Below are 17,209 nucleotides of genomic sequence, written 5' to 3'. Positions count from 1 at the left end.
GCAGCACCCCCGGCATTGCGCCGGGGGCACGGACCGGCTAGGCCGCCGCCAGGCGAGGCACCGCCGGCCGCGGGGACTGGCCCACGAACGCGAAGTCCACTTCCGGCTGCCGTCCGTCGATGATGTCGGCAAGGGCCCGCCCCGAGCCGCAGCCGTGGGTCCAGCCCAGGGTGCCGTGACCGGTGTTCAAGTACAGGCCGCGTACCTGCGAGGCACCGATGTAAGGCACGTTGCCGGGTGTGGCCGGCCGCAGGCCAGTCCAGTATTGCGCGAGTTCCGGACGGCTCATGCCGGGGAAGATCTCCAGGGTGCGCTTGACCAGTGCTTCGCAGCGCACCCGGTTCAGTTCCAGGGTATAGCCGTTGAGCTCCGCCGTGCCGGCAACCCGCAGCCGGTCTCCCAACCGCGAAAAGACGAGCTTGTACTCGTCGTCCGTCAGGCTCACTTGCGGTGCCAGCGCGGGGTCGAGCACCGGTAGTGTGGCCGAGTAGCCCTTGGCCGGGTAGATGGACAGCCGGAGCCCGGCCTGCCTGGCCAAGAGCGGGCTGAAGCTGCCCAGCGCCAGTACGTAGGCATCGGCCGTTACGGTTTCGTAGCCGCCCGTCTCGCTGGCGATCTCTACGCCGGTCATGGCGCCGCCCTCGGTACGCAAGGCCTGGATCCGCACCCCGTAGCGGAAGGTGACGCCGCGCTGCGCGCACAGTTCGGCGAGCCGGGTCGTGAACAAGTGCACGTCGCCCGATTCGTCCGCGCTGGTATAGGTGGCGCCGGCCAGCCGCGGAGCGATCTGCGCCAGCGCCGGTTCGATGCGGACGGCCTCGTCCCGGTCGATGACTTGCCGCTCGCATCCCATTTCGCGCATGATCCGCGCCGGCTCCAGCGCGGCGTCGAATTCGCGCGGGTCGGTGTAGAAGTGCAGGATGCCGCGTTGCAGGTGGTCGTATTGGATCCCCGTCTCGGCCCGCAATTCCTGCAGGCTGGTCCGGCTGTAGGTGCCGAGGTTGAGGATCTGGATCATGTTGTGCCGCGATCGCGCCGCCGTGCATTCCCGCAAAAATTGCAGGCCCCATTTCCATTGCTGGGGGTCGGCACGCAGGCGGAACAGCAGCGGGGCGTCTTCACGTCCCAGCCAGCGCAACAGCTTGAAGGGCGCGGACGGATTGGCCCACGGTTCGGCGTGGCTGACGGAGATCTGGCCGCCGTTGCCGAAACTGGTTTCGCGGGCGGCGCCCGTATTGCGTTCCAGGACGACGACTTCGTGGCTGGCCTTGGCGAGATACCAGGCCGTTGTGACGCCGGTGATGCCGGCGCCCATGACGATGATTTTCATGTCAGGCCTCCCTTTGCGTCGTGCGAGGGAAGGACCGGGCCGGCCCGGAGGGCGGCAGGTGGGGCGAATGTGGGAGGGTGTTCAATTCAGGCTCTCGAATAGCAGGGGCAAGCGGCCATGCCACTTTGCCCCTACTGTCCTTTTGCCTGAGAGATTCGCGCGCCGGACGGCGTCGCTTGCCCCTTCGGCGGCCGCGCTTGCAAGGGCGCGACGCTCTCCAGTTGATTGGTTGCCAGTCTGGTGACCTGAGCGTTTCAGGGGATACGCCTTCGGTAGAAGCGGCAAGGCTTGCCGCTTCGTTCTCCTGGTGAAGGCAGGATAGCACGCCGGTGGCGCGATTGCCATGGACCGGCGCAACCCGCAGCGACTGCCGCGGTGTCGTGGTTTTACTGGCGCGAAAGCCGCATCAGCAGGCTGACGAGTTCGCCCTGGCGATCCGTGCCGGTCTTCATGAAGAGCGATCGCAATTGCGTGCGGACGGTGCTGATCGCAACCCCTTGGCTGCGTGCGTAGTCGGCCAGGCTCATGCCTTGCTGCAGGCCCGAGGCAAGGCGGGCCTCGGCGGGGCTGAACTGGAACAACTGGGCCAGGTGGCGGCTCTGCACCGCGGGATCGAGTACGCTGACCGCCCCCAGGGTGTGCGGCCGGGCCGTGTCCGGCTCGGGAGCCGGCAAGGGGGCGACGATGATCTCCGCGCCGCTGGCGGACCCGGAGGCGATGTGTGTGCTGCGCGCTGGGCCGGCGCGGCCCAGCGCTTCGCGGATGGCGGTTTCGAGCCGCCCGGTCGTCGCGCGCCGGGGCCGGACATACCCGCCCTGTTCGCACAGCGCGCTATCGGGTTCGGCCGCGTAGCGCATGGCCGCTGCATTGCGATAGGCCACGCGCCGTTGCTCGTCGAGCAGCCACAGAGGCGTGGGCAGGCTGTCGAGCAGCAGGTCGCGCCGGCGCAGGTCTTCGCGCAGTCCCGAGACGATCTCGAACAATCGGCGGGCACGATCCAGGTGGGGCGCCACGCGCCCAGGCAGTTCGCCGTGCTTGCCGTCGGCCAGCACGTCTATGGCGGCCTGCAGGTTCAGGAACGGCTGCGCGTGGTCATCGTCGGATCCGCCTGATGGCTGGCCGCCCACGTCGGGGAGCTGTGCGGACGGCCGGAAGCTGGCCAACGCCGCGAGCAGCGTGGACCAGCGTGCGTCGTCCACCACGCTTTCGTAGCACAGGGCCAGAAGTGCATCGTAGATTTCCGAGGAGGGGAGGGCGCGCATAATGGACCGGTAACCGAGGCGTTACATGATGTTACGGAACGACCGGAGCGGGCAATCACTTCGCGCATTTCCTTGCCTCAGGAAAACCCTGCGAGACCAGCCCGGGGGCACCGATGCGGTGCGCCGGGGCCGGGGTACTATTCCACCATGACGACCCATTCGCTGCACGCGGGAGCGAATCCCTTGACCCTTCCCGGCGCCGGTCCCGCGTTGCGCGTGGAGCGGCTCGACAAGCGCTATGGCGGCCGCATGATCGTCGACGGATTGTCCTTCCTGATCGACCGGGGCGAATGCTATGGCCTGCTGGGTCCCAACGGCGCCGGCAAGACCACCACCCTTCGGTCCATACTGGGCCTGACCCCGATAGACGGCGGCGCCATCGAATTGCTCGGCTTCCCGGTACCTGCGCAGGCGCGGCAGGCCCGGGGGCGCATAGGCGTGGTGCCGCAGATCGACAATCTGGATCCGGATTTCACCGTGGAAGAGAATCTGCTGGTGTTCGGCCGCTACTTCGGCCTGGCCGATGCCGAGATCCGGCGCCGCATCCCGGGCCTGCTGGAGTTCGCGTCGCTCGCGTCGAAACGCACCGCTCGCATCAACGAGCTGTCGGGCGGCATGAAGCGGCGCCTGACGCTGGCGCGGGCGTTGGTCAACGACCCGGACCTCATCGTGATGGACGAGCCCACGACCGGCCTGGATCCGCAGGCCAGGCACTTGATCTGGGAGCGCCTGAAGGCGCTGTTGGGCCGGGGCAAGACTATCCTGCTGACGACGCATTTCATGGACGAGGCCGAGCGCCTCTGCGACCGCCTCGGCCTGGTCGACCAGGGCCGGATGATCGCCGAGGGCGCGCCCCAGGACCTCATTGCGCGGCACGTGGAACCCGAGGTGGTGGAGGTCTTCGGCGAGGGGGCGTTCGCCTGGCTCGAACGGCATCGCGCGGGCATGCCGGGCCGTATCGAAGTCAGCGGCGAAACCGTTTATTGCTATACCGCCGAGCCGGGGCGCGTGCTGGATCTGCTGCGGGACGGCCGCGCGTTGCGCTATCTGCACCGTCCCGCGAACCTGGAAGACTTGTTCCTGCGCATCGCCGGCCGCGACCTGCGCGAAGGAGCCTGACATGGGCGAGCAAGCGTCCGTCATTGCCAAGCCCGGGGTCTGGGGGCCGCCTCGGCCCGGGTGGGGATGCATCCCGGTTCTTCGGCGCAACTTCCTGGTGTGGCGCAAGACGGCGCTGACCACGATCCTGGGCGACGTCATGGATCCTATGGTGGCCTTGCTGGCGCTGGGCTATGGCTTGGGCAGCCTGCTGCCCGGCGTCGGCGGCGTGCCGTACGTCACCTTCCTGGCGGCGGGTTCCATTTGCATGGGTGCGTTGTACGCCGCGACGTTCGAGGCGACCTACAGCGCGTTTTCGCGCCTGCATATCCAGCGTTCCTGGGACGCGATGCTCAATACGCCGCTGTCGCTCGACGACGTCGTCTTCGCCGAGATCCTCTGGGCCGCGGCCAAGAGCATGAAAAGCGGGCTGGCCATCCTGCTGGTGGTCGCGGTGCTGGACATCTCTCGGGCGCCCACGCTGCTGTGGATCCCGTGCGTGATCGCACTCATGGGCGTGACTTTTGCGGCGCTGGCCCTGGTCATGTCGGCCTTGGCCAAAGGCTTCGATTTCTTCATGTACTACTTCACCCTGGGCGTGACGCCCATGGTGTTCCTGTCGGGCGTATTCTTTCCCGTGTCGCAGTTGCCCGAGGCACTGGTGCACGCGGCCCGGCTGCTGCCGCTGGCGCCGGCGATCGAGCTGGTGCGGCCGCTGGTCCTGGGCCGGGTGCCCGACGACCCTTGGCCCCTGGTGCTGCAGATTGCCGCGACCGCTATCGTCGCGGTCTGGCTGGCTACCGCCCTGATGCGTCGCCGGCTGTTGGGTTGAGGAACGCAAAAGGAGGCATCCATGTCGCCATTGCAGAAAAATGAGGCTACGGACTTGGTATTGCTGCTGAGCAATGCCCCGGACGTCGAGACCGCCCGCCGTATCGGCCGCCACCTGGTGGACGCCGGATTGGCGGCGTGCGTGAACGTCGGCGCGCCGGTATGGTCCATCTACCGGTGGCAAGGCAAGGTGGATACCGCCGACGAGATTCCCTTGCTCATCAAGACCACGGTATCCCGGACGCGGGCCGTGCGGGAAGCTATAGTCGCGTTGCATCCCTACGAGGTGCCCGAAGTGGTCGCCGTGCCCATAACCGATGGATTGCCCGCCTATCTCGATTGGGTGCGGCAGGAAACACAAAACTGATGTTCACGCTTCGTCTGCCTCTGCCGTACGGTCCTCGCATTGTTCTCGGCATTCTGGCCTCGGTGTTGTGGCTGTTCGCCGCCTGGCTGCCATCCTCGGCCGCCGCGGAGGATTTCCTGCCGCCCGAGCAGGCCTTCCGCTTTTCCGCGCGGGCGGTGGCGCCCGATGCGGTGGAGTTCTCCTGGCAGATCGCGCCGGGGTACTACATGTACCGCGAGCAGTTCCGCTTCGTTGCCGAACCGGCCGAGGTGGAGCTGGGCGAGCCTCAGCTGCCCCCTGGCAGGATCAAATTCGACCAGACCTTCAACAAGGACGTGGAGACCTACCGCGACCGGGTGACGGCGCGCGTGACCATACCGAGCGGGACGGCTTTCGGCCTGACCGTGACGAGCCAGGGCTGTGCCGATGCCGGTTTGTGCTATCCCCCCATCGAGGACAAGGTCAGGATCGTGCCCGCTTCCGCGCCCGGCGGGCTGCCGCAGATAGACGGCGCGGCGGGCCGGGGCGGCCTGCGCTGGTCGGCATTAGCGGGCGCCGACGACGTCGGGCTGGCCGACATGCTGGCCGGCAGTGGCCTGCTCCAGACGGTGCTGGTGTTCTTCGGTTTGGGCGTGCTGCTGTCATTGACGCCCTGCGTGCTGCCCATGGTGCCCATCCTGTCGGCCATCGTGGTGGGCGATGCCGCGGAGAGCCGCCGGCCGCGGCTGCGGGGGTTGGGCCTGGCCACCGCCTACGTGCTGGGCATGTCGGTGGTCTATACGGCGGCCGGCCTGCTGGCGGCGCTTAGCGGAGTCAGCGTGGCGGCCAGCTTGCAGACGCCGTGGGTGCTGGCGATTTTTGCCGTGCTGCTGGCCGTGCTGGCACTGGCCATGTTCGACGTGTTCACGCTGCAGTTGCCGTCGCGCTGGCAGACCGCCTTGTCCGCGCGCATGGCCCGGCTTCCGGGTGGGCGCGCTACCGGCGCGCTTGCCATGGGCGCCGTTTCCGCCCTGATCGTCGGTCCTTGTGTCGCGGCGCCCTTGGCCGGCGCGCTGCTCTATGTCTCGCAAAGCGGGGACGTCTGGCTGGGCGGCCTGGCCTTGTTCGCGCTGGCGTGGGGCATGGGTGTGCCGCTGCTGGCCGCCGGCGCTTCCGCCGGCGCGCTGCTGCCCAAGGCCGGACCGTGGATGGATGGCGTGAAGCGGTTTTTCGGCATGCTGCTGCTGGCGGTCGCCTGGTGGATGCTGTGGCCCGTCTTGCCGGGCGGCGTGCAAATGGTGGGCTGGGCCGTGCTGGCTATCCTGACGGCAGCGTTGCTGCACGCGTTCGATGGGCTGCCGGCCGAAGCGGGCGCCGGCCGCCGCATGGTGAAGGGCGTGGGCATTCTGTTCGCGCTGGCCGGTGTGTTGCAGGCTGTGGGCGTGGCCAGCGGCGGGCGCGATCCCTGGCAGCCGCTTGCGCACCTGGCGTCGAATGCCCCGCAGGTGCCGGCCGCCGGCCCGTCGCCCGCGTCGGACGCCGGCGGCGATACGTTATGGACCCCGCCGGGCAGCGGGATTTCGCGGCCTCCTGCCGCCGGCGCCACCTTCGAACGGGTGCGCTCGGTCCAGGAGCTCGACGCGTTGCTGGCCGCGTCCGACCGCCCGGTCATGCTCGATTTCTATGCCGATTGGTGCGTGTCCTGCAAAGAAATGGAGGCCTTGACCTTTCCCCACCCCGAGGTCGCGCAGCGGCTGGCCCGGCTACGCGTGGTCCAGGCCGACGTGACCGCCAACAATGCGGACGACAAGGCGCTGCTCAAGCGCTTCAAGCTCTTCGGGCCGCCGGGTATCGTGTTTTTCGCGCCGGGCGGGCAGCAATTGCCGCGGCGTGTGATCGGCTTCCAGGGCGCGGAGCGCTTTGCGCGCACGCTCGACTCCGTGCTCGCCGCCGGAGGATAAGGCCACCTACATCAGCGTGTCGTCGGTGGACCGGCCGGCGCGCAGGCCGGCCTTGCGCGCCAGCGCCTCGGCTACGCGATAGGGGCGCGTTTCCAGGAAGCGTCGCGCGGAAAACCATATCCATAGCAGCAGGGCCAGCACGACCATGCCGACGATGATCCACCAGAACGCGCCGCGTTCGTGGACCATAGGCAGATCGTCGACGTTCATGCCGAAGATGCCGGTAATGAGCGTGAGCGGCATGAAGATCACCGTCACGACCGTCAGGATCCGCATGATTTCATTGGTGCGGTGGGCCGTGGCCGAGAAATGGAGCTGTACCGCGTTCTCCACCGACGATTCCATGCGCCGCGCATGGCTCAATACGCGGTTAACGTGCTCCATGACGTCGTTGATGCGCACCAGCAGCGCGTCGCGCCGGTGGTCGAAGGCGCCCGAACCCCAGGCATCATCGCTGCGGTCCATGGCTGCGTCGCGCAGTTCGGACAGCGCGTCGTATTGTTCTTCGCTGATGTTCTCCAGCCGGCGCAGCACGATGCGGGCGTCGAGCAGCGCCAGCCAGTTGCGGAACCTGCCATTGGGATTGAGCAGTTCGCGCTGCCAGCGATCGAGCTGGAGGGTCAGGGGCTGGCGCAGCGCGAGGTATTTATCGACCATGCCGTTGAGCAGGCGCAGCATCAATTCGGCCGGGCCGGACGGCGGCCGGCCCAGCGGGCCGATGCTGCTGAGAGAGCGTTCGCGCCGTTCCACCGGAGCGATCTCGCCCCGTTGTTCGGCCAGGCGGCGTTTCATTTCCTCGCAGGTGGTGCTGTGCCCGTGGCGGACCGAAATCAAGGCGTGTTTGAGGACGAAGAAAGAAACCGGCTGGGTGCGCAAGCTGGCCAGAAGCGGAATGCCGGTCTTGCCGTTGCCGGGGATACGGGTCTCGGACGTTGGTACGTCGGTTACGATGCGGCGGAACACCACCATCTCGTAGGTGGCGGTGTTGTCGAAGTAGGAAGGGTGGACCGGATTGATGGCGTCCTGCAGATGCAGGTCGTGCAGGTGCTCGCCGGTCAGCCGCTCGATTTCCTCGCGCCAGGCTTCGGGGTCCGGCGTGACGTCGTCCGCGTCTGCATCTATCCACAGGAAGCCCTTGCTGGCGGCCAGCGCGGCCGCATTGTCTGGACGGGGCCCTCCGTTTTCCGCGATCCAGAGGACGTCCATGGTTTCAGCTCCTCAGTTTGCGGGCCGCGTCGAGCGCGAAGTAGGTCAGGATGCCGTCGGCGCCGGCGCGCTTGAAGGCCAGCAGGGACTCCATCACGACCTTGTCTTCGTCCAGCCAGCCATTGGCGCTGGCCGCCTTGATCATCGCGTATTCTCCGCTGACCTGGTAGGCGAAGGTGGGCACGCGGAACGTGTCCTTGACCCGGCGCAGTACGTCCAGGTAGGGCATGCCGGGCTTGACCATGACCATGTCCGCGCCTTCGCGCAGGTCCAGCGCGACTTCGCGCAGGGCCTCGTCGATGTTGCCCGGGTCCATCTGGTAGGCAGCCTTGTCGGACTTGCCCAGGTTGCTGGCCGAGCCGACCGCGTCGCGGAACGGCCCGTAGAACGCACTGGCGTACTTGGCCGAGTAGGCCATGATCCGGGTATGGATGTGTCCCGCCGATTCCAGGCTGTTGCGGATGGCGCCGATACGGCCATCCATCATGTCGCTGGGCGCGACGATATCCACGCCGGCCTCGGCCTGGACCAGCGCCTGCCTGACCAGGATCTCGACGGTGGGCTCGTTCAGGACGTAGCCGGTTTCGTCGATGAGTCCGTCCTGGCCGTGGCTGGTATAGGGATCGAGCGCCACGTCGGTCAGCACGCCGAGTTCGGGCAGGCGTTTCTTGAGCTCGGCGACGACGCGCGGGACCAGTCCGTCGGGCCGGGTGGCCTCGATGCCGTCGGGCGCCTTGAGTTCCGGCGCGATCACGGGGAACAAGGCCAGCACCGGGATGCCCAGTTCGACGCATTGCTCGGCCACCGGCAGCAAGGTATCCAGGCTGTAGCGCACGACGCCCGGCAGAGACGGCACGGCTTGCCTGACCCCCTTGCCCTCGGTGACGAAGACGGGGTAGATGAAGTCGTCCGGCGACAGCCGATGCTCACGCACCAGGCGGCGGGTGAAATCGTCGCGCCGAAGCCGGCGGGGCCGTCCAGCGGGAAAGTCGGCAAATACTTCGTGTTGGCTCATTGCGGTTTCCGTCCAGTCATTGCAGCGAGGCCGAAGCACGGCTCCCGGCCCTCGCAAAATACCATCGCCCGGCCGTGGCCGTCACGGCGCGACCTGCGGCAGCAGCCAGCCCTCGATGTGTGATGCCGCTTCTTCCAGCCCGATGCGGTGGGTCGAGGAAAACGGCACGGTATACAGCGCGCCCACCGCCGCGAGCTCTTTCTTCACGGCGAACTGGGCCTTGACGCGCTGGCCGTAGGGCAGCTTGTCGGCCTTGGTCAGCAAGGCCAGCACCGGCTTGCCGGCGGGGGCGATCCAGTCGATGAGGTTGCGGTCCAGGTCGGTGACGCCCCGGCGGATGTCCACCAGCATCACCACCCCGGCCAGCGACGCGCGGTTGCGCAGGTAGCCGCCCAGCACCTGCGCCCATTGGGACCGGTCTTCCCTGGCGACCGAGGCATAGCCGTAGCCCGGCAGGTCGACCAGGTAGCCCAGGTCCCGTTCCGGTTCGAGCGGGTCCGGGATGCCGAACATGTTGATCAGCCGTGTGCGGCCAGGCGTCTTGCTGGAGAACGCCAGGCGCCTTTGCTGGGTCAGTACGTTGATGGCCGACGACTTGCCCGCGTTGGAGCGGCCGACGAAGCAGACCTCCGGCGCGCCGGGCGGGGGCAACTGGTCGAGCCGGGCGGCGGACGTCGTGAAATGGGCGCGATGAAGAATGGACACGGGGCGTCGCTGCGCGGCAAGAGTCAGGAATCCGCCATTGTAAGCCCGCGCCCTTGTCAGCCCCGGCCTTTCCGGCCGCGCTGCGTCCGCCCAGGGGCTTGCCCCGATCAGCCTATCTTCTTGAGTTCCCGCTTGAACAGCTGCTGGCGCTGCACATAGCTCTCCACGCCGGCACGGATGCGGGCCACGTCTTCGTCGGTGAGCTGCCGCACCACTTTGGCGGGCGCGCCCAGTATCAGCGACCGGTCGGGGAAGACCTTGCCTTCGGTGACGATGGCGCCGGCTCCCACCAGGCATTCCCGGCCTATGACGGCGCGGTTCAGCACGACGGCCTGGATGCCGATGAGGGAACCGTCCCCTATGGTGCAGCCGTGCAGCATGGCCTGGTGGCCCACGGTGACGTAGTCCCCCACGACGAGCTTGAGCCCTGGGTCGGTATGAAGTACCGCGCCCTCCTGGACATTGCTCGAATTGCCCACGAAGATCTCGTCGTTGTCGGCACGGATGACCGCGCCGGGCCAGACGCTGGCGTACTCGCCCAGCCGGGCCTGGCCGATCACGGTGGCTTGCTCGGCCACGTAGGCGGATGCTGGTATGCGGGGCGCCTCGGCGCCGAGCTGGTAGACAGCCATGCGAAGTCCTTCCCGAATAGTTTTCGATCGGCTACGTTGTAGTTGCTATAATAAGAGGTTTGTTAGCGCCGGAAAGTGTAAGCCTTGCACGGTGCGCTTTCCACGCAGTCGCTTTGCATAGTTGCAGTACCAAGAACTCGCAGTAGAAGAATGTTCCTCCGGCGCGAGCCGGGTCGAATGAATACAACGGGGTAGGTGGGCCCCGCGGAGACGCCTGCAGGAGAACCTCTTGCCGTATCCCGCCTCGGGGCGGAGCGGTTGGACGGCCCGATTCAAGCAGGACTGGCAGGAGGCCGGGGCATCCGTGAGTCGCGTATCCGTAGCCTGATTTTTAGGAATTTAGGTCGAGGTTTTCATGAAGCATGTGCTGTCCCTGATGCTGGTTGCGAGCGGTGCGATGTTGGGTGCGACGGTGGCCGTGCCGTCCTTGGCCGCCGACGCGCCACCCCGGCCCAAGGTCGATGCGGCCAAGGGCGAACAACTGTTCACCAATGGCGACGCGGCTCGCAACATCATCGCCTGTGCCAGCTGCCACGGACCTGGCGGCAACAGCCCCGGCGCCGCCAATCCGAAACTGGCCGGACAGCACGCTGAATACACCTACAAGCAGCTCGTCAACTTCAAGGTCAAGGAAGGCGCCAAGACCCCCGAGCGCGTCAACCCGGTCATGAACGCCAACGTCGCGGGCCTGACCGACGAGGACATGCGCAACATCGCGGCCTATCTCGGCACGCAGGCGCTCAAGCCGGCCGTCGCCCGGAACAAGGACACGGTCGAGCTCGGGCAGCGCATCTTCCGGGCCGGCATCGCTGGCAAAGGCGTGCCCGCCTGCGCCTCGTGCCACGGCCCCACGGGCACCGGCATTCCTTCGCAGTATCCGCGCGTGAGCGGCCAGTTCGCCGAATACACCGAGGCCCAGTTGGTGGCGTTCCGCAACGGCACGCGGCACAACAACGTCCCGATGGCGGAGATCGCAGGCAAGATGTCCGACGCCGAGATCAAGGCCGTGGCCGACTACATCGCCGGCTTGCGCTGATCGGCGTCCGGAACCACTGCCGACGCATGCGGTCTCTCAAGGGGCGGAGCTTCCGCCCCTTTTGCATTCCGTGGCGAGGCCGGCCGGCTTTCCGCCCAACGAGCAAGGCTCGCATTCGATCATGACGACCGTATCACCTCCCTTGTCCCGGCCGGCCTCGCGGCGCCTGGGCGCCGACCTGTTCGAACTGCTGACCTCCATGCGGTTCGCCGTGAGCCTGCTGGTTTTCATCTGCCTCGCGAGCATCGTCGGCACGGTGCTGGTACAGAACCAGCCCTCGAACAACTATGTCAACCAGTTCGGTCCGTTCTGGTATGAAGTGTTCGAGATCTTCTCGCTCTACCATGTCTACAACGCATGGTGGTTCCTGCTGATCATGGCGTTTCTGGTGGTGTCCACCAGCCTTTGCGTGATCCGCACGTCGCCCAAGATGATCCGCGACATGCGCTCGTTCCGCCAGAACGTGCGCGAGAACAGTCTCCGGGCGTTTCACCACCATGCCGAATTCGCTTCGCTGGCGGCGCCGCAGCAGGTGTCCGGCGCCGTGGCCGGTTTGCTGCGCGCGCGCGGCTACGCCGTCCGGACCAAGGCCGACGGCAGCGCCACGCTGGTCGCGGCCAAGACCGGCAGCGGCAACCGGCTGGGGTACATCCTGGCCCACAGCGCCATCGTCATCGTCTGCATCGGCGGGCTGCTCGACAGCGAACTGCCCATACGCCTGCAAATCTGGCTCGGCGGCAAGCAGCCGTTGTTCGAAAACATGGCAATCGCCGACGTGCCGCCCTCCGGGCGCCTGGGCGCCGGCAATCCCAGTTTCCGGGCCAATGTGCTGGTCCCGGAAGGCGGGCAGGCGCGCAATGCCATCGTCATGGTGGACGACGGGGCGCTGGTACAGCCGCTGCCGTTCACGCTCGAGCTCAAGAAATTCATCGTCGAATACTATTCCACCGGCATGCCGCGGCTGTTCGCGAGCGAGGTCGAAGTCACCGACTCCGCGACCGGTGAACGGTTTCCGGCCACCATCAAGGTCAACGAGCCCCTGCGCTACAAGGGGGTCACGGTCTACCAGTCGAGCTTCGACGACGGCGGCAGCACGCTGGAGCTGACCGGCTATGCGCTGCGCGGCGGGCAGACCTATACCTTCCCGGTCGAGGGCAAGGTCGGCGGCACGGCGCGGTTGGTGGCCGAGGGAGCGCCCGGCAGCGATGCGCTCAAAGACCTGAGCGTCGAGTTCAGCGGCTTCCGGCCCATCAATGTCGAGAATTTCGCGGCGGGCCGCGTAGGCGCCGCCGAGCCCAAGGCCCTGCGCGAGCATGTGGCCTCAGTATCGGGAAGTGCCGCGCGGGTGGGCCAGAACGAGGACTTCCGCAACGTCGGCCCCAGCGTGCAGTACAAACTGCGCGACGCCAGCGGGCAGGCGCACGAGTTCCACAACTACATGCTGCCGGTGGAGGTCGATGGCGTGCCGGTATTCCTCTCCGGGGTGCGCACCAATCCCGACGAGGAATTCCGCTACGTGCGCATGCCGGCCGATGCCCATCAATCGCTCCAGGAATTCATGAACCTGCGCGCCACGCTGCAGGATCCGCAAGCCCGTGCCCTGGCGGCGCGCCGCTTCGCGCAGGCCAACCGGCAGGCCGGCGGGGCGGGCGACGAGCTGACCCGTCAACTGCAGGAATCGGCCCAACGGGCGCTCGATACCTTCGCGGCCGGCGGCCTGCAGGCCATTGCGCGCTTTCTCGAAACCAACGTCGCGGCGGCCGAACAGCAGCGCGCGGCGGACGTGGTCGTCAAGCTGCTCGGCGGCGCCATGGCCGAGCTCCGGTTGGTGGCGCGCGAGCGGGCCGGCCTGCCGGCGCTTCCGACCGGCGGCGAGGAGGCGGCCCAGGCTGCCGCGTGGACCCAGGCAGCGGTTGCCGGACTGTCGGACCTGTTCCTGTATCCCGCACCGGTCGTGCTCGGTTTGAAGGATTTTCACCATGTTCAGGCCAGCGTCTTTCAATTGAGCCGGACCCCCGGTAAAAATGCGGTATACCTGGGTTGCATACTGTTGATCCTCGGCGTGTTCTCCATGTTCTACATCCGGGAACGCCGCATTTGGCTCTGGATCAAGCCGGGTCCGGGCGGCCAGGGCGCAACGACCGTGATGGCCATGACTTCCCAGCGGCGCACGCTGGACTTCAACCAGGAATTCGAGCGGCTCAAGGCGGACATCGCCGCGTTGCCGCCGCATCAGAAAGGGTAGCGACATGGAACTGACTTCATCCGCCCGCGACGGCGCCGGCCAGTCCGCCCGCCGGGGCTTCGACGGCCCGCGCCGGGTCGATTGGACCGATTTCGCGTTTGCCGTGCTGCTGGCCGGCGGGGCCGCCTTCGCGTTCCACTGGGCGGGCGGGATCATGAATTACTACGACAAGGCCATCCTGGTGGGGGCCGTGCCGGTCTTGGCCTGGCTGGGATGGCTCTGGCGGCCGCTGCGCGGCTTGATGCTCGCCGTCGCGGTCAGCGGTGGCCTCGCGCTCGCGCTTTACCAGGGCGACCTGGCCCGCGCCGAGCAAGTCTTCCTGCTCAAATACCTGCTGTCGTCGCAATCGGCCATCCTGTGGATGTGCGCGCTCTTCGTGCTGGCCACGGCGTGCTACTGGATAGGCCTGGTCGGCCGCAGCGGCACCGCGGCCTGGCTGGGGACGGCCCTGACCTGGGGAGCGGTCTTCGCCGGCCTGACGGGGCTGCTCGTCCGCTGGCACGAGAGCTACTTGCTCAGCCCCGACATCGGCTACATCCCGGTCAGCAACCTCTACGAAGTCTTCATCCTTTTCTCGCTGGTCACCGCGCTCTTCTACCTGTACTACGAACGCCGATACGACACCCGCAGCCTGGGCGGCTTCGTGCTGCTGGTCATTGCCTCGGCGGTGGCCTTCCTGCTGTGGTACACGTTCGACCGGGGTGCCCAGCAAATCCAGCCGCTGGTCCCGGCGCTGCAAAGCTGGTGGATGAAGCTGCACGTGCCGGCCAACTTCATCGGTTACGGCACGTTCTCGCTGGCGGCCATGGTGGCCTTCGCCTATCTGGTCAAGGCGCATGGCAAGACCGCGTCGTGGGTGCGGCTGGCGCCGCTGTTCGTGCTGGGCGTGCTGCTGGCGGTCGAGCCCATGGTGTTCCGCCAGAGCGGCATGCCCGCCTACTGGATGGCCTATGCCGGCATCGCGGCGCTGGTCGTGGGCGCCATCCTGCTGGGACGGCGCAGGCTGGCCGAGCGCCTGCCCTCGCTCGAAGTGCTCGATGACATCATGTATAAGGCCATCGCGGTCGGCTTCGCGTTCTTTACCGTGGCCACCGTGCTCGGGGCGCTGTGGGCGGCCGATGCCTGGGGCGCCTATTGGCAGTGGGACCCCAAGGAAACCTGGGCCCTGATCGTCTGGCTCAACTATGCCGCCTGGCTGCACATGCGGCTGATCAAGGGGCTGCGCGGCAACATGGCTGCCTACTGGGCGCTGGTCGGCCTGCTGGTCACCGGCTTTGCGTTCCTGGGTGTGAACATGTTCCTGTCGGGACTGCATTCTTACGGCGAGCTGTAAGCCGCCCCAGCCGGCGCGGCGACGCAGGCCGGGGCGGAATTTTTGGTGCCCATCCGTGTCTATTGTGGACGTGCCGCGACGGTGCAAGCGCCGTCGCCCTGATCCGGCCCAACCTGGAGACCGCCATGCTGATTCGCAGGGCTTCCGACATCGCTCCTTCCGAAATTACCCCCCAGGAAATCTATCGCGACCGGCGCCGGCTCGTGCTGCAGGCGGGATTGGCGGCCTCGGCCGCGGGATTGGCCGGGTGGTCTGGGCGCCAGGCGTTTGCGCAGACCACGGGCGTCAAGCTGCCGGCCCAGCGCAATCCGGGCTTCGTGGTGATGGACAAGCCCACATCGCAGAAGGACATCACCACCTATAACAACTTCTACGAGTTCGGCACCGACAAGGGTGATCCGTCCGACCATGCCGGGCGCTTCCGCACGTCGCCCTGGACGGTCGCGATCGAAGGCGAGGTGCGCAAGCCGCAGACCTTGTCGCTCGACGACCTGCGCAAGTTGGCGCCGCTGGAAGAGAGAATCTACCGGCTACGCTGCGTCGAAGGATGGTCCATGGTGATTCCATGGATAGGCTATTCCCTGGCGGCGCTGATCAACAAGGTCGAGCCCACCGGCAACGCCAAGTTCGTTGAGTTCGTGACGGCCGTGCAGCCCGACACCATGCCCGGCCTGCGCACCCGCGTGCTGGACTGGCCGTATGTAGAGGGGCTGCGCATGGACGAGGCCATGCATCCGCTGACCCTGCTGACCTTCGGCGTCTATGGCGAGACCCTGCCCAATCAGAACGGCGCGCCCGTAAGAGTGATCGTGCCCTGGAAGTATGGTTTCAAGTCGGGCAAGTCGCTGGTGAAGATCCGCTTCGTCGAGAAGCAGCCCGTGACGAGTTGGGTGAAGTCGGCACCGCAGGAGTACGGCTTCTATGCGAACGTGAACCCCAATGTGCCGCATCCGCGCTGGAGCCAGGCCACCGAGCGGCGCATCGGCGAAGACGGCTTGTTCTCGCCCAAGCGCAAGACCTTGATGTTCAATGGCTATGCCGACCAGGTCGCGGGCCTGTACTCGGGCATGGACCTGGCGCGCTACTACTGAACGTGGGCACCACGGCACCATTGTCCCGCCCTCCGCGCGGTACGGTTCCGCTGGCGGAACCGCGCGTGTTCGGGCTGCGCATCGCACGCTTCAAGCTCCTGCTTTTCGTGGTGGGATTGCTGCCGCTGGCGCGTTGGGTATGGCTGGGCGCCACGGGCGGGCTGACCGCCAACCCGGTCGAGTTCCTGACGCGCTCGTCAGGTACCTGGACCCTGGTTGCGCTATGGGTGACCCTGTCCATCAGCCCCTTGCGCGCCTGGCTGCGGCAGCCTGCGTTGCTGCGGGTGCGGCGCATGTGCGGCCTCTTCGCCTTTTTCTATGCCTGTCTGCACTTGACCACCTATATCTGGTGGGACCAGTGGTTCGACGTCGCCTCCATCGCCCGGGACGTGGTCCGGCGGCCCTTCATTACCGTGGGGTTTGCGGGCTTTCTTGGACTGCTTGCGCTGGCCATCACCTCCACGCGCGGTTGGATGCGCAGGCTGGGGCCGCGCTGGCAGGCGCTGCACCGGCTCGTTTATCTCGTCGGCGTGCTGGTTTTGTTGCACTATTGGTGGCAGAAAGCGGGCAAGAATGATTTTTCCGCGGTGTTTATCTACACTGTGATATTCGCGGGGTTGATGGGGTGGCGCCTGCTGCGCAGGCCGGGACCGGGGCGCCGAGGCGCCGGACCTGCCCGGCCGTAGTGCCTGGCTGGCGGTTCGCTTCAGACACCCCTTCACGACAACAACAAGAGGTGTGTCATGAACGAAGTCCAGGTCGATTCGGCCAAGCTGCAATCCGCCAAGAATCTGACCATGGTGATCTACGCTTTGTATGCGCTGTCGATCGTCATCGGCATCAGCAGCATCGTGGCCATCATCATCAACTACATCAAGAAGGGCGACGTGGCGGGCACGTGGCTGGACAGCCATTTCCGCTGGCAGATCCGTACCTTCTGGTTCGCCGTGCTGTGGGGCATCGTCGGGTGGCTCACCGTTTGGATTTTCATCGGCTGGATCGTCTGGGGCGTGGCCTTCATCTGGTTCATCTACCGCATCGTCAAGGGCTGGTTGAACCTCAACGACGGCAAATCGATGTACGTTGCCTGAGCACAAGCCGGCCGTCGGCGCCCGCGGGCGGCCGCGCGTCCCGGCCAG

The 17,209-nt window shown here is 66.7% G+C and carries 16 protein-coding genes and 1 riboswitch; of the genes, 10 read left to right on the top strand and 6 right to left on the bottom strand.

Features of this window, described 5'->3' with window-relative positions; all coding sequences use genetic code 11:
• Window positions 1-37 precede the first annotated feature (37 nt).
• Together QHC78_RS14795 and QHC78_RS14790 are read right to left on the bottom strand one after the other, a co-directional pair.
• Window positions 38-1,330: a D-amino acid dehydrogenase gene (locus tag QHC78_RS14795; RefSeq protein WP_319745828.1), complete on the bottom strand. Its 1,293-nt coding sequence runs from the start codon at window positions 1,328-1,330 to the stop codon at window positions 38-40.
• A gap of 124 nt (window positions 1,331-1,454) precedes the next feature.
• A riboswitch (glycine riboswitch) is annotated at window positions 1,455-1,561 on the bottom strand.
• A 155-nt stretch (window positions 1,562-1,716) separates the two neighbouring features.
• Entirely contained in the window at window positions 1,717-2,592 is an 876-nt protein-coding gene (locus QHC78_RS14790; protein WP_319745826.1) for a helix-turn-helix transcriptional regulator, read from the bottom strand.
• A 147-nt stretch (window positions 2,593-2,739) separates the two neighbouring features.
• Between QHC78_RS14790 and QHC78_RS14785 the strand changes: the two genes are divergently transcribed.
• Genes QHC78_RS14785 through dsbD form a run of 4 tightly spaced genes read left to right on the top strand, consistent with a single transcriptional unit; the run spans window position 2,740 to window position 6,807 of the window.
• Window positions 2,740-3,711, top strand: a complete 972-nt coding sequence (locus QHC78_RS14785) for an ATP-binding cassette domain-containing protein (protein WP_319745824.1) — start codon at window positions 2,740-2,742, stop codon at window positions 3,709-3,711.
• Between the two features lies 1 nt (window position 3,712).
• The gene (locus tag QHC78_RS14780) at window positions 3,713-4,522 is read left to right on the top strand and encodes an ABC transporter permease (protein ID WP_319745822.1); all 810 of its coding nucleotides are present in this window, start codon (window positions 3,713-3,715) and stop codon (window positions 4,520-4,522) included.
• Between the two features lie 21 nt (window positions 4,523-4,543).
• Window positions 4,544-4,888 carry a divalent-cation tolerance protein CutA gene (gene cutA / locus QHC78_RS14775; RefSeq protein WP_319745820.1) on the top strand — a complete coding sequence of 115 codons (345 nt, stop codon included), beginning with the start codon at window positions 4,544-4,546 and terminating at the stop codon, window positions 4,886-4,888.
• A complete protein-coding gene (dsbD, locus tag QHC78_RS14770; protein WP_319745818.1) occupies window positions 4,888-6,807 on the top strand; it encodes a protein-disulfide reductase DsbD in 1,920 nt (639 codons plus the stop codon). The genes cutA and dsbD overlap by 1 nt, the downstream gene beginning before the upstream one ends.
• Before the next feature lie 6 nt (window positions 6,808-6,813).
• On the opposite strand, the gene QHC78_RS14765 is transcribed toward dsbD, so the two are convergent.
• From QHC78_RS14765 to QHC78_RS14750, 4 genes are all read right to left on the bottom strand, one after another.
• Complete coding sequence (locus tag QHC78_RS14765) at window positions 6,814-8,013, bottom strand: magnesium transporter CorA family protein (protein WP_319745816.1); 1,200 nt, start codon at window positions 8,011-8,013, stop codon at window positions 6,814-6,816.
• A gap of 4 nt (window positions 8,014-8,017) precedes the next feature.
• Window positions 8,018-9,028, bottom strand: a complete 1,011-nt coding sequence (gene hemB, locus QHC78_RS14760; RefSeq protein WP_319745814.1) for a porphobilinogen synthase — start codon at window positions 9,026-9,028, stop codon at window positions 8,018-8,020.
• Window positions 9,029-9,109: 81 nt separating this feature from the next.
• A complete protein-coding gene (yihA, locus tag QHC78_RS14755; protein WP_319745812.1) occupies window positions 9,110-9,733 on the bottom strand; it encodes a ribosome biogenesis GTP-binding protein YihA/YsxC in 624 nt (207 codons plus the stop codon).
• Between the two features lie 107 nt (window positions 9,734-9,840).
• Window positions 9,841-10,365, bottom strand: a complete 525-nt coding sequence (locus tag QHC78_RS14750) for a gamma carbonic anhydrase family protein (RefSeq protein WP_319745810.1) — start codon at window positions 10,363-10,365, stop codon at window positions 9,841-9,843.
• A 355-nt stretch (window positions 10,366-10,720) separates the two neighbouring features.
• Between QHC78_RS14750 and QHC78_RS14745 the strand changes: the two genes are divergently transcribed.
• From QHC78_RS14745 to QHC78_RS14720, 6 genes are all read left to right on the top strand, one after another.
• Window positions 10,721-11,401 carry a c-type cytochrome gene (locus tag QHC78_RS14745; RefSeq protein ID WP_319745808.1) on the top strand — a complete coding sequence of 227 codons (681 nt, stop codon included), beginning with the start codon at window positions 10,721-10,723 and terminating at the stop codon, window positions 11,399-11,401.
• A 118-nt stretch (window positions 11,402-11,519) separates the two neighbouring features.
• A complete protein-coding gene (locus tag QHC78_RS14740; protein ID WP_413816470.1) occupies window positions 11,520-13,646 on the top strand; it encodes a cytochrome c biogenesis protein ResB in 2,127 nt (708 codons plus the stop codon).
• Between the two features lie 4 nt (window positions 13,647-13,650).
• Window positions 13,651-14,979: a c-type cytochrome biogenesis protein CcsB gene (gene ccsB, locus QHC78_RS14735; RefSeq protein WP_319745804.1), complete on the top strand. Its 1,329-nt coding sequence runs from the start codon at window positions 13,651-13,653 to the stop codon at window positions 14,977-14,979.
• A gap of 125 nt (window positions 14,980-15,104) precedes the next feature.
• The gene (gene msrP, locus QHC78_RS14730; RefSeq protein WP_319745802.1) at window positions 15,105-16,070 is read left to right on the top strand and encodes a protein-methionine-sulfoxide reductase catalytic subunit MsrP; all 966 of its coding nucleotides are present in this window, start codon (window positions 15,105-15,107) and stop codon (window positions 16,068-16,070) included.
• Window positions 16,071-16,135: 65 nt separating this feature from the next.
• Window positions 16,136-16,756, top strand: coding sequence for a protein-methionine-sulfoxide reductase heme-binding subunit MsrQ (gene msrQ / locus QHC78_RS14725; protein WP_319745801.1), 621 nt, complete (start codon window positions 16,136-16,138; stop codon window positions 16,754-16,756).
• Window positions 16,757-16,813: 57 nt separating this feature from the next.
• Window positions 16,814-17,161, top strand: coding sequence for a DUF4870 family protein (locus QHC78_RS14720; protein ID WP_319745799.1), 348 nt, complete (start codon window positions 16,814-16,816; stop codon window positions 17,159-17,161).
• Window positions 17,162-17,209: the final 48 nt, after the last annotated feature.

Source organism: Pigmentiphaga sp., assembly GCF_033795525.1.
In the GTDB taxonomy this organism is placed as follows: Bacteria; Pseudomonadota; Gammaproteobacteria; order Burkholderiales; family Burkholderiaceae_B; genus Pigmentiphaga.
This window is presented reverse-complemented; position numbering and strand designations above follow the sequence as displayed.